Origin of the sequence: Streptomyces sp. NPDC002896 (assembly GCF_040295225.1) — a bacterium.
Taxonomy (GTDB): Bacteria; Actinomycetota; Actinomycetes; order Streptomycetales; family Streptomycetaceae; genus Streptomyces.
Map to the genome: position 1 here is coordinate 359475 of NZ_JBEOVA010000010.1, position 12358 is coordinate 371832.

11 protein-coding genes are annotated in these 12358 nt (G+C 70.7%); 3 read left to right on the plus strand and 8 right to left on the minus strand.

Annotation, left to right across the window (positions count from 1 at the left end; genetic code table 11):
- Positions 1-90 precede the first annotated feature (90 nt).
- Complete coding sequence (locus ABT009_RS21295) at positions 91-1443, minus strand: class II 3-deoxy-7-phosphoheptulonate synthase (RefSeq protein WP_351296874.1); 1353 nt, start codon at positions 1441-1443, stop codon at positions 91-93.
- Positions 1444-1800: 357 nt separating this feature from the next.
- Here ABT009_RS21295 and ABT009_RS21305 point away from each other — a divergent pair, with 357 nt between their 5' ends.
- Positions 1801-3705: an anthranilate synthase family protein gene (locus ABT009_RS21305; RefSeq protein WP_351296877.1), complete on the plus strand. Its 1905-nt coding sequence runs from the start codon at positions 1801-1803 to the stop codon at positions 3703-3705.
- On the opposite strand, the gene ABT009_RS21310 is transcribed toward ABT009_RS21305, so the two are convergent.
- The 5 genes from ABT009_RS21310 to ABT009_RS21330 form a co-directional block, all read right to left on the minus strand.
- Positions 3648-4652, minus strand: a complete 1005-nt coding sequence (locus ABT009_RS21310; RefSeq protein WP_351296880.1) for a 2-hydroxyacid dehydrogenase — start codon at positions 4650-4652, stop codon at positions 3648-3650. The two genes, ABT009_RS21305 and ABT009_RS21310, sit on opposite strands and share 58 nt — an antisense overlap.
- Positions 4653-4742: 90 nt before the next feature.
- A complete protein-coding gene (locus ABT009_RS21315) occupies positions 4743-5771 on the minus strand; it encodes a 6-phosphofructokinase (RefSeq protein WP_351296883.1) in 1029 nt (342 codons plus the stop codon).
- A 166-nt stretch (positions 5772-5937) separates the two neighbouring features.
- Positions 5938-6585 carry a response regulator gene (locus ABT009_RS21320; protein ID WP_351297084.1) on the minus strand — a complete coding sequence of 216 codons (648 nt, stop codon included), beginning with the start codon at positions 6583-6585 and terminating at the stop codon, positions 5938-5940.
- A 77-nt stretch (positions 6586-6662) separates the two neighbouring features.
- The gene (gene macS, locus ABT009_RS21325; protein ID WP_351296886.1) at positions 6663-7889 is read right to left on the minus strand and encodes a MacS family sensor histidine kinase; all 1227 of its coding nucleotides are present in this window, start codon (positions 7887-7889) and stop codon (positions 6663-6665) included.
- A 40-nt stretch (positions 7890-7929) separates the two neighbouring features.
- Positions 7930-8700: a lysophospholipid acyltransferase family protein gene (locus ABT009_RS21330; protein ID WP_351297087.1), complete on the minus strand. Its 771-nt coding sequence runs from the start codon at positions 8698-8700 to the stop codon at positions 7930-7932.
- A 225-nt stretch (positions 8701-8925) separates the two neighbouring features.
- Between ABT009_RS21330 and ABT009_RS21335 the strand changes: the two genes are divergently transcribed.
- Together ABT009_RS21335 and ABT009_RS21340 are read left to right on the plus strand one after the other, a co-directional pair.
- Complete coding sequence (locus ABT009_RS21335; protein ID WP_351296889.1) at positions 8926-9768, plus strand: alpha/beta hydrolase; 843 nt, start codon at positions 8926-8928, stop codon at positions 9766-9768.
- Positions 9761-10396, plus strand: a complete 636-nt coding sequence (locus tag ABT009_RS21340) for a hypothetical protein (protein ID WP_351296892.1) — start codon at positions 9761-9763, stop codon at positions 10394-10396. Before ABT009_RS21335 ends, ABT009_RS21340 begins: the two co-directional genes overlap by 8 nt.
- 12 nt (positions 10397-10408) lie before the next feature.
- Here ABT009_RS21340 and ABT009_RS21345 read toward each other — a convergent pair whose 3' ends face one another.
- On the minus strand, positions 10409-11182 hold the full coding sequence (locus tag ABT009_RS21345) for an endonuclease/exonuclease/phosphatase family protein (protein ID WP_351296895.1): 774 nt from the start codon (positions 11180-11182) through the stop codon (positions 10409-10411).
- A 97-nt stretch (positions 11183-11279) separates the two neighbouring features.
- Positions 11280-12233: an ROK family glucokinase gene (locus ABT009_RS21350; protein ID WP_351296898.1), complete on the minus strand. Its 954-nt coding sequence runs from the start codon at positions 12231-12233 to the stop codon at positions 11280-11282.
- Positions 12234-12358: the final 125 nt, after the last annotated feature.

Consider the following 12358-nt stretch of genomic DNA (forward strand, 5'->3'; position numbering starts at 1 on the left):
TACCCGGGACCCCGGGGGCGCAAAAGCCCCGGATGTGCCAGTGGGGCGCGGATCACACGGATCCGCGCCCCACCCCTGAGTAGAAGGCCCTTACTGGTCCCGGTACATCTCGGCGACCAGGAAGGCCAGATCCAGCGACTGGCTGCGGTTGAGCCGCGGGTCGCAGGCCGTCTCGTAGCGCTGGTGCAGGTCGTCGACGAAGATCTCGTCGCCGCCGCCCACGCACTCGGTGACGTCGTCGCCGGTCAGCTCCACGTGGATGCCGCCCGGGTGCGTGCCCAGCGCCTTGTGGACCTCGAAGAAGCCCTTGACCTCGTCGAGCACGTCGTCGAAGCGGCGCGTCTTGTGGCCGGAGGCCGCCTCGAACGTGTTGCCGTGCATCGGGTCGGTCACCCAGGCCACTACGGCGCCCGAGGCCGTGACCTTCTCGACCAGCTCCGGCAGCCGGTCGCGGATCTTGTCCGCGCCCATCCGCACGATGAAGGTCAGGCGGCCCGGCTCGCGCTCGGGGTCGAGGCGCTCGATGTACTGCAGCGCCTCCTCGGCCGTCGTGGTCGGGCCGAGCTTGATGCCGATCGGGTTGCGGATCTTCGACGCGAACTCGATGTGGGCCCCGTCGAGCTGGCGGGTGCGCTCACCGATCCACACCATGTGGCCCGAGACGTCGTACAGATTGCCGGTACGCGAGTCCACGCGGGTCAGCGCGGACTCGTAGTCGAGCAGCAGCGCCTCGTGCGAGGAGTAGAACTCGACGGTCTTGAACTCCTCCGGGTCCGTGCCGCAGGCCCGCATGAAGTTCAGCGCGTTGTCGATCTCGCGCGCCAGCTGCTCGTAGCGCTGGCCCGAGGGGGACGACTTCACGAAGTCCTGGTTCCAGGCGTGCACCTGTCGCAGGTCGGCGTAGCCGCCGGTGGTGAAGGCGCGCACCAGGTTGAGCGTCGAGGCGGATGCGTTGTACATCCGCTTCAGGCGCTCGGGGTCCGGGATGCGGGCCTCCTCGGTGAACTCGAAGCCGTTGACGGAGTCGCCGCGGTACGTCGGCAGCGTCACGCCGTCGCGGGTCTCGGTCGGCTTGGAGCGCGGCTTGGAGTACTGGCCGGCGATCCGGCCGACCTTCACGACCGGCACCGAGGCGGCGTACGTCAGCACGGCGCCCATCTGGAGCAGGGTCTTGAGCTTGTTGCGGATGTGGTCGGCGGACACGCCGTCGAAGGCCTCGGCGCAGTCGCCGCCCTGGAGGAGGAACGCCTCGCCCTTGGCGACGGCTCCCATCCGGGCGCGCAGCTGGTCGCACTCGCCTGCGAAGACGAGCGGCGGATACGACTCGAGCTCCGCGACGACGTCGCGCAGAGCCTCGGCATCGGGGTACTCGGGCTGCTGCGCCGCGGGAAGGTCTCGCCAGGTGTTGCCACCGTCAGCGGTGGACTTAGCGTTCACGGTCACGTCCCCCACATTACGGGGTCGTGTCGGGCACCCCCGACCCCGCTCAGCAAGTGAGACGGTGCCCGCTCGTTCGGCGACACCCCGGACCGCGGGAGACAGGGGCCTCGACCTGGGCGTACGGGGAGATCACGAGCTGGTCTTGTCCGGATCCCGGCGTGCCGGGACGCGGCGCCGTCACGTCGGGTAGGGTGCCGGGCATGTTCGCGCACACGACCCGTAACTGGTGGTGGACCGCTCGCTCGGCGGCCCACTGACTGCGCGTACTCAGAGACTCGCGAAGGCCGCCCGAGGGGCGGCCTTCGGTGTTTCCACGGGCTGTTCCTCTCCATCAGAAAGTCCGAGGGAAGGAACCCCGCCGTGGACCTGCACAGACTGCTCGACGCCGACTGCCCGCCCTTCGCCCTGCTGCGCCGCCGCACTCCGGGCCGTGATCACGACACGGTCGAGGTGCTGCTCGGCCCGGTACGCGAGGTCGAGCGCCTCGCCGACATCCCCGTGGGCGACCGGCCCTCGCTCGCGCTCGTCCCCTTCCGGCAGATCCGGGAGCGCGGCTTCGACGTACGCGACGACGGCACCCCGCTCGCGGTGCTGACCGCCGAGGAGACGTACGAACTGCCGCTCACCGAGGCCCTGTTGCGGCTGCCCGCCCATGACGTACGCGTCGAGGGCGGGGCCTTCGACGTGGCGGACGAGGAGTACGCGGAGATCGTCGACCGGGTGCTGCGCGAGGAGATCGGGCAGGGCGAGGGCGCGAACTTCGTGATCCGCAGGATGTACGAGGGTGAGATCCCGGGCTTCAGCAGGGCTGACGCACTCGCGCTGTTCCGGCGGCTGCTGGTCGGTGAGCGGGGCGCGTACTGGACGTTCGTCGTGCACACCGGCGACCGGACGCTGGTCGGGGCCAGCCCGGAGGTGCATGTGCGGATGTCCGGCGGCACGGTCGTGATGAATCCGATCAGCGGGACGTACCGCTACCCGGCCGAGGGGCCGACCGCCGAGAGCCTGCTGGAGTTCCTCGCCGACGGCAAGGAGATCGAGGAGCTCTCGATGGTCGTCGACGAGGAGCTCAAGATGATGTGCACGGTCGGCGACATGGGCGGTGTCGTCATCGGGCCGCGGCTGAAGGAGATGGCCCATCTCGCGCACACCGAGTACGAGTTGCGGGGCAAGTCGTCGCTGGACGTCCGCGAGGTGCTGCGCGAAACCATGTTCGCAGCGACCGTCACCGGGTCACCCGTGCAGAACGCGTGCCGGGTCATCGAGCGCCATGAGGTGGGTGGGCGCGGCTATTACGCGGGGGCTCTGGCCCTGATCGGCCGGGATACGGGCGGTGCCCAGACCCTCGACTCCCCCATCCTCATCCGTACCGCCGACATCGACCCCGCCGGGCGGTTGCGGGTCCCGGTCGGCGCGACGCTCGTGCGCGGCTCCGACCCGGTGAGCGAGGTCGCGGAGACGCATGCCAAGGCGGCGGGGGTGCTGGCCGCTCTGGGGGTGCGCCCGGGACGGCCGCGCGAGGAGCGGGAGGGGCCGGGGCTGGCGGACGACCCGCGCGTCCAGGCGGCGCTCGACGGCCGACGGGCCGGGCTCGCGCCGTTCTGGCTGCGGATGCAGGAGAGGTCGGCGGCCCTGGAGGGGCACGCGCTGGTCGTCGACGGCGAGGACACCTTCACGGCGATGCTCGCGCATGTGCTGCGTGCGTCGGGTCTCGAGGTGACGGTGCGGCGGTACGACGAGCCGGGGCTGCGCGATGCGGTGCTCGCCCACGAGGGTCCGCTGGTGCTGGGCCCCGGGCCCGGCGATCCGGGCGACACCGGCGACCCCAAGATGCGGTTCCTGCGGGCACTCACCGCCGAGGTGATCAGCGGTCACCGGTACGGCGTGCTGGGCGTCTGCCTGGGCCATGAGCTGATCGCGGCAGAGCTGGGCCTGGAGATCGTGCGGAAGGAGGTGCCGTACCAGGGCGCGCAGACGGACATCGATCTCTTCGGGCGCCGGGAGACCGTCGGTTTCTACAACAGCTTCGTGGCGGCCTGCGACGACGATGCGGCCCTGGAGCTGGCGGCGCACGGCATCGAAGTCAGCCGGGACACGGCCACGGGCGAGGTGCACGCGCTGCGCGCAGCGCATTTCGCCTCGTTGCAGTTCCACCCCGAGTCGGTGCTGTCGCTGCGCGGGGCGGCCATCGTGCGGGAGCTGGTGGGTCAGCTCTTGGGGGCCGACGGCACCAGCACGTTGTCGGAGCGGCGGCCCGCCTTGTAGTCGAGGACGTTCTGCAGGGTGGTGTCGATGATCTGGCCGACGGCGTCCTCCGTGTAGTACGCCTGGTGCGAGGTGACCAGCACGTTCGGGAAGGTCACGAGGCGGGCCAGGGTGTCGTCCACGACGATCTCCAGGGACTTGTCGAGGAAGAACAGCCCTGCCTCCGCCTCGTAGACATCGAGGCCGACGCCTGTGAAGCGGCCCTTGCGCAGCTCGTCGACGAGGGCCTGGGAGTCGATGAGTCCGCCGCGGCTGGAGTTCACCAGGATCGCGTCGTTCTTCATGTTCTTGAGGGCCGACGCGTCGATGAGGTTCTGGGTCGCGGGCAGCAGCGGCACGTGCAGGCTGATCAGGTCGGCCTCGGCGAAGAGCCGCTCCTTCTCGACGTAGTCCATGCCGAGCTCGAGGCAGGCGGGGTTCTCGGCGACGTCCCAGCCGAGCAGATTCATGCCGAAGCCGTGCGCGATCCGCGTGAAGGCCTCGCCGATCTTGCCGGTGCCGAGCACTCCGACGGTGCGGCCGTGCATGTCGCGGCCCATCAGGCCGTCCAGCCGGAAGTCGAAGTCGCGGGTGCGGGTGGAGGCGCGGACGATGCGCCGGTTGATCGCCATCGCCAGCGACCAGGCGAACTCCGCGACCGAGTACGGCGAGTAGTACGAGACCCGGGCCACGGTGATGCCAAGGCGCTCGGCGACCTCCAGGTCGATGTTGTTGAAGCCGGTAGAGCGCTGGGCGATCATCTGCGTTCCACCGGCGGCGAGGGTCTGAAGGACGCGGTTGTTCAGATCGGCGTTGACGCTCGTGGAGATGATCTCGTGGCCCGCCGCGATGGGGGCGGTGTCCTCGTTGAGGAAGACATCGAGGCATCGGATGTCGTGATGGCCGGCGAACGCCTTCTCGATCAGTGGCTTCTCATCGGACTGCACCCCGAAAGCGATGATTTCCACGACTTCTCCGATGTTGCTGGGCTATGGGCCGATATCGCGAATATACGGCCCATAGCCCGGGCCTGCCGCGCGAGGAGAGAGCGCCGCAGGTCAGCCGAAGAACACCCCGACCTCCGCATACAGCTTCGGGTCCACCGTCTTCAGCTTGGCCGTGGCCTCCGAGATCGGGACGCGGACGATGTCCGTGCCGCGGAGGGCGACCATCTTGCCGAAGTCGCCGTCGCGCACCGCGTCGATCGCGTGCAGCCCGAAGCGGGTGGCGAGCCAGCGGTCGAAGGCGCTGGGCGTGCCGCCGCGCTGGACGTGGCCCAGCACGGTCGTACGTGCCTCCTTGCCGGTGCGGTGTTCGATCTCCTTCGCCAGCCACTCGCCGACGCCGGAGAGCCGGACGTGGCCGAAGGAGTCGAGCGAGCCGTCCTTGAGCACCATGTCGCCGTCCTTGGGCATCGCGCCCTCGGCGACGACCACGATGGGTGCGTACGACGCCTTGAAGCGGGAGGTGACCCAGGAGCAGACCTGGTCGACGTCGAAGCGCTGCTCGGGGATGAGGATGACGTTGGCGCCGCCCGCGAGGCCCGAGTGCAGCGCGATCCAGCCCGCGTGACGGCCCATCACCTCGACGACGAGCACGCGCATGTGCGACTCGGCGGTGGTGTGCAGGCGGTCGATCGCCTCGGTGGCGATGCCGACGGCCGTGTCGAAGCCGAAGGTGTAGTCGGTGGCGGACAGGTCGTTGTCGATGGTCTTCGGTACGCCCACGCAGTTGATGCCGTACTCGTCGGCGATGCGCGCCGCGACGCCCAGGGTGTCCTCGCCGCCGATCGCGATCAGGGCGTCCACCTCGTACTTCGCGAGGTTCTCCCGGATCCGGCGGATGCCGTTCTCCTCCTTGAGGGGATTTGTGCGCGATGAGCCGAGGATGGTGCCGCCCCGGGGGAGGATGCCGCGCACGGCGGGGATGCCGAGCGGCACGATGTCGCCCTCCAGCGGACCGCGCCAGCCGTCGCGGAAGCCGGTGAAGTCGTAGCCGTACTCCTGAACGCCCTTTCGGACGATGCCCCGGATGACGGCGTTGAGCCCGGGGCAGTCGCCGCCCCCGGTCAGTACTCCGACCCGCATGGAAATGTCCCTTCGCTCCGAATTGAGCCGATGCAGGCCACGCTAATGGTGACCCACGTCACTCCGGGACAGGGCGGCGCGTCAATTCCGGTGAAACATCGAGGGGTTGATCGAAAACTCTTCACCCTAACGAGGGGTTTGCCTGGCGGGCGCAGTTGACGGGCGGTCAGGCGTCGTCGTCGAGACCGCGCTCTATCGCGTACCGGACGAGTTCGACGCGGTTGTGGAGCTGGAGCTTGCCGAGGGTGTTCTGCACGTGGTTCTGCACGGTCCGGTGCGAGATGACGAGCCGTTCGGCGATCTGCTTGTAGCTCAGGCCCTTGGCGACCAGCCGCAGCACCTCGGTCTCGCGCTCGGTGAGCTGCGGTGCCTTGGGCTCGTCCGGCGCGGTCGGTGCGGGCTCGGAGGCGAGGCGGCGGTACTCGCCGAGGACCAGGCCCGCGAGGCCGGGCGTGAACACGGCGTCGCCGACCGCCGTGCGGCGCACCGCGTCGATCAGCTCCTCCGTGGAGGCCGACTTCAGCAGATAGCCCGTGGCACCGGACTTGACCGCCTCCAGGACGTCGGCGTGCTCGCCGCTCGCGGACAGGACGAGCACCCGCAGGGCCGGGTCGGCCGCGACGAGCTCCTTGCACACCTGGACGCCCGGCTTGACCGGCAGGTTGAGATCCAGCACGAGCACATGCGGCTCGACCGCGCGGGCGCGGCGCACCGCCTGCTCGCCGTCCCCCGCCGTGGCGACCACGTCGAAACCGGACTCCGTGAGATCGCGGGCGACGGCGTCCCGCCACATCGGATGATCGTCGACGACCATCACCGTGATCCGCCCCTGCCCCTGCGCGCGCTCCTGCGTCAACTCCTGTGCCTGCGCGGCCGGTTCGTTCTTCTGGCTCATCGTTGTGCCGCCTTCCCCCGTGGAACCTTCGGAACCTTCAGTTCGACCTCTGTGCCCTGGCCCGGTACCGAGACCAGCTCGGCCGTGCCGCCTATGTCCCGCAGCCGGCCCCGGATCGACAGGGCCACGCCGAGGCGGCCCTCCCCCTCGGCCTGGGCAAGCCGTCCCTCGGGGATGCCGGGGCCGTCGTCCCGCACCGTCACGATCACCGCGTCCGGCTCCTCCTCGACCAGGATCCAGGCCCGCGCGCCGTCACCGGCATGGTTGCGGACATTGTCCAGGGCGGCGCTGACAGCGGCGGCGACCTCCCTCGCCGCGACGGGTGCCAGCAGTACCGGGGCGCCCGGCTCCGAGAAGGTCACCCGCGCCCCGGCGTGCGGTGCGAGCAGCGACCGCAGGTCGCACGGCTCGCCCGCCGCGTCCTCGTCGTCCGGTACCTCCACCACCCGTACGACCGCTCCCTGGGAGGCGTCCTCCGACGCGTGCGATGCGGTCACCAGGCCGCCGGCGACCAGTGCCCGCAGGGCGGCCTCCTGCTCTCCGGCCATGCGGCCGAGCTCCGCGGCCTCGCCGCCGAGTGCCGTGCCGCGGCGCTGCACCATGGCGAGGACCTGCAGCACGCCGTCGTGGATGTCGCGGGCGAGCCGTTCCCGCTCGCGCGTCGCCGCTTCGATCTCCAGGGCGCGGGCGAGGGTGCGCTCGGAGGCACGCGCGACCTCGACGACGTATCCGATGGCGATGGAGGCGACCCAGACCAGCAGGACGTTGTGGAAGGTGTCCCGGCTGAGCGCGCCGCGCTGCACGATGTTGGCGACGCCGACGAGCGCGGAGGCGACGGCCGCCCAGCGCCAGCCGCCCTTCAGGGCGTACGCGAGGACGGCGCCGGCCGTCCATATCGTCGGCAGCGTCGGCCCGCCGGCCACGATCCGTTCGTGCGCGTCGGCGACCGGCGTGAGCAGGATGCCGGTGAGCGCGATCGTGAGGTCGACGGCGAGGAACCGCTTGGTGCAGCTCGCGGCGCCCGCGACCCGGGGCAGCGTGGCCAGGGTCCAGACGAGCAGCACCGCGAAGTAGGCGACGGCCACCCAGGGGCGGGCGAACTCGTCGTACGCGGAGACGAAGAGCGCGATCGCGTACACCATCGTGAGAAGCCGGTACGCGGTGAGCGCACGCCACAGCGGCTGCTCGACCGACATCCTCATGACTCGCTCGCGCTTGGCCATGTTTCCCCCACCCCCGGCGCCCGCCGTTGCGACGACGCCCCTACGAGCCGGCCTTGTCCTGCTCCGCCGTGTCCTTGCCGCCGGCCTCGGTCCCCGCCGGGGCCTGCGCCTTCGCCTTTGCCGCTTCTCTCTCGGCCTTCGCGGCCTCCGCGATCTGCCGCTTCGCGGCGGTCGCGTAGATGTCCACGTACTCCTGGCCGGAGAGCTTCATGATCTCGTACATGACCTCGTCGGTCACCGCGCGGAGCACGAACCGGTCGTGCTCCATGCCGCTGTAGCGGGTGAAGTCCAGCGGCTTGCCGATGCGGATGCCGGGGCGCATCAGCTTCGGGATCGCCTTCCCCGGCGGCTGGATCTTCTCGGTGTCGATCATCGCGACCGGGATGACCGGAGCGCCGGTGGCGAGCGCCACGCGCGCGAGGCCGCCCGGCTTGCCGCGGTAGAGACGCCCGTCGGGCGAGCGGGTGCCCTCCGGGTAGATCCCGAACAGCTCGCCGCGCTCGATGACCCCGATGCCGCTCCTGACGGCCGCCTCGCCCGCGCCCCGCGCGCCCGAGCGGTCCACCGGCAGCTGCCCGACGCCCTTGAAGAAGGCGGCGGTCAGCCGTCCTTTGACGCCGGGCGTCGTGAAGTACTCGGCCTTGGCGATGAACGTGATCTTCCGGTCGAGGACGGCGGGTAGGAAGAAGGAGTCCGAGAACGACAGGTGGTTGCTCGCCAGGACGGCGGGGCCCTCGGCGGGTACGTTCTCAAGCCCTTCCACCCAGGGCCTGAAGGCAAGCTTCAGCGGCCCTCCGATGGAGAACTTCATTGCCTCGTAGATCACCCGAGTGCCTCCTGTTTCCGTGGATCAGACCTTAACCCGTGCCGGGCCCGGGCTCCGCCTGAAGCGGGCGGGGTCCGGCACGGTACGGATCTGGTCGGTGTCAGTGCGGTCGCGTACGGTGAAGTACGCCTCCGAAGCAGGTCCACGCACGCAGTCGCCGGACTACTGCCGGGGGTACCCCGTCCAAGCCTCATGAACAGGAGACCGAAGGTGCCGGTCCTTCCTGGAGCCGAGCCGTACCGCCATGAGGGCGGAGAGGTCGGCGTCCTCCTCTGTCACGGCTTCACCGGTTCCCCGCAGTCGCTGCGTCCCTGGGCGGAGTACCTGGCCGGTCGCGGTCTGACCGTCTCGCTGCCACTGCTGCCCGGGCACGGCACGCGCTGGGAGGACATGCAGCTCACCACCTGGCAGGACTGGTACGCGGAGGTGGACCGCGAGCTGCGCGCGCTCCTCGAGCGGTGCAAGCAGGTCTTCGTCGCCGGCCTGTCCATGGGCGGCGCGCTCGCGCTGCGGCTCGCGGCCAGGCACGGGGACGCGGTCAGCGGCGTCGTCGTGGTCAATCCGGCGAACAAGGTGCACGGCCTCTCGGCGTACGCGCTGCCGGTCGCCCGGCACCTCGTCAGGACGACGAAGGGCATCACCAGCGACATCGCCAAGGAGGGCGCCGAGGAGATCGGCTACGACCGGGTGCCGCTGCACGCCGCGCACTCCCTGCGGATCTTCTTCCGGCTGGTCGACGGCGAGCTTGCGCAGGTCACACAGCCGTTGCTGCTGCTCCACAGCCCGCAGGACCATGTGGTGCCGCCGGCCGACACGGCCCGCATCCTCAGCCGGGTGTCGTCCACGGATGTCACGGAGATCCTGCTGGAACAGAGCTACCACGTGGCGACGTTGGACCATGACGCGGACCGGATCTTCGAGGAGAGCCACGCCTTCATGGGCCGGCTCGCGCCCGGCGCCACCGACGGCGCCGAGCGGTCCGGCGAGGGCGAGCAGGCCGGCGGGACCAAGGAGCCGGTCGGGGACAGGGAAGGGACGGCCACCGGTGGCTGAGCACGACGCTGACCGCGACGAGGGCCGCGAGCCGGAGGAGCGGGGCGTGCCGTTCGACGAGGAGGCCGCCTGGGCGGCGATCGTCGCCGGGTACGGCGAGGAGCCGGCGGACCCGCCCGGCGCGAAGCCGTTCAAGTCCGTGGAGGACCTGGCGCTGCTGGAGATCGAGCACAACGGCCAGGGTCCGGCCGGCGCGGACACGGACAGGGATGCCGACGCGGACCCGGATGACGAGGACTCGTCGGACGCGCGGAACAAGGCGGGTGGAGCCGACAGGTCCGGCAGGCCCGTGGGCAGCTCCATCTCCTTCGCGCCCGGTGTCGGCCCCCGCGACTACGCGGCGCCGGAGCCGTCCGACGACGACTTCGACGGGGACGACGAGGGGCATTTCGTACCGCCGGAGCCGCCGCCCCTGCCCGCCGCCGACACCACGGCCAAGTTCGCCTGGCTGGCCGTCGTCGGCGGCCCGGTGCTGCTGCTCCTCGCCATACTGCTCGGCTGGGACATGACCTGGTGGCTGGCGACACTCGGCGTCGGCGGCTTCCTCGGCGGCTTCGCCACGCTGGTGGTGCGGATGAAGGACGACGATGAGGACGACGACCACCCGGGGCGCGGGGCTGTCGTCTGAATCGGCGCCGGTTCAGGCGCAATAAGGGGGAATTCTGAGGGCGGCCAGGACCGGTAGATGGTCCGTGGCCGCCCTCAGGTCCCTCTCGTGCACACCAGGGTGACCCACGGGAACCCCGCAGCCGAGGATTTCCACGCCGGCCGTCGCGAAGATCGCATCGATGCGCTGGTGCGGATCGGCCGGTGTCGACGTGTACTCGGCGCCCCAGGGCTTGGCGGCCCAGCAGTCCCGCAGTTCACCGGCGAGCCGCCGGAAGGTGCGCCCGTCGGGCCGCTCGTTGATGTCGCCGCCCGCGACGGCGCACGGGACGCCCATCCCGGCGAGCCGGTCGAGCAGCATCCCGCCCTGGTCGTACCGCTCGTCCTTCTGCAGGCTCAAATGGCAGCTCAGTACGCCGAGCCGGGCGGCGTCCCCGAAGCGTACGACCGCGGTCGCGAAGCCGCGGCGGTGCAGGCCGGGAGTGAGGGGCAGCAGGATGTCCTCGGTCCGCTCGACCGTGGCGCGCAGCGAGCACAGCAGCGCCGGGCCCGCCGCGGTGGCCCCGCCGGAGAGGGTCACCAGACCGGAGGCGGCCGCGAGCCGGGCCAGCTTCTTGCGCCAGCGGAAGAACCGCGGGGCCTCCTGGACGAGCACGAGGTCGGGCGCGCAGGCGCTGATCACCCGGGCGAGCGCGGTGGTGTCGTCGCGCATGGACCGGATGTTGTAGCTGAGCACCCGGATGACGGCCGAACCGTCCGGCTCGGTGCGGGAGTTGGGCAGCGGACTGGCGGGCGGGCTCGTCGGCATGGCGATCAAGATACGGCAGGGCGCGCCGTCCCCGACACGGCAGCGCCCGCCGTGGCCCCCATGGGGCGCGGCGGGCGCTGCCGGGCGACGCGTGGTGTCACATGATCGGGTCCGGCTCGCGGGCCAGGTCCGCGGCGCCGACCAGGCCGGCCTTGTTGCCGAGCTGGGCGGCGATGACCTCGGCCTGCGGGCGCCAGTTGCCGCCGACCAGCCAGCGCTTGAAGGACTTACGGATCGGGTCGAGGACCAGCTCGCCCTCGTCCGAGAGCCCGCCGCCGACGATGAACGCCGACGGGTCGAAGAGCGACGCCAGGTCGGCGAGTCCCGCACCGGCCCAGCGGGCCAGCTCACGGTACGAGTCGACGGCGACCGGGTCGCCCTGGCGGGCGGCCATCGAGATGTGCTTGCCCTCGATGCCGTCGGGGGTGCCGTCGCCCATCGAGAGAAGGGTCGTGGCGTTCTCGGGCGTGGCGTTGGCGCGCTGCTTCGCGTACCGCACGAGGGCGCGCCCCGATGCGTACTGCTCCCAGCAGCCCTGGCTGCCGCAGCCGCACAGCAGGCCGTCCGGCACCATGCGGATGTGCCCGAACTCGGCGGCCACGCCGAAGTGGCCGCGCCGCAGCTTGTTGCCGATGATGATGCCGCCGCCGAGGCCGGTGCCCAGGGTGATGCAGATGACGTTGCGGTGGCCCTTGCCCCCGCCGAACTTGTACTCGCCCCAGGCGGCCGCGTTGGCGTCGTTCTCGACGACGACCGGGAGGCCCACGCGGTCCTCCACCTCGGCCTTCAGCGGCTCCTGCCGCCAGTCGATGTTGGGCGCGAAGTAGACGGTGGAGCGCTGGCGGTTGACGTATCCCGCAGCGCCGATGCCCACGCCGACGATCTCGTGTCCTGCCCGTGCGCCCTCGACGGCGGCGGCGATGGCGTCCACGATGGCCTGCGACGTGGTGGGGGTCGGCACCTTGAAGGTCGAGAGGATGTTGCCTTCCTCATCGACCACGCCGGCCGCGATCTTCGTGCCGCCGATGTCGACGCCGATGGTGAGTCCCATGTGTCCCTCAGTTTTCGGTCGAGCCCCGCTAAGGCCAACCGTACCCCCTGCGAGGGACGCCCTCAGTCCAAGTCGATCAGCCCGGCTTGATCATTCCGAGGTGATCATTCCGGGCGATCGGTCCG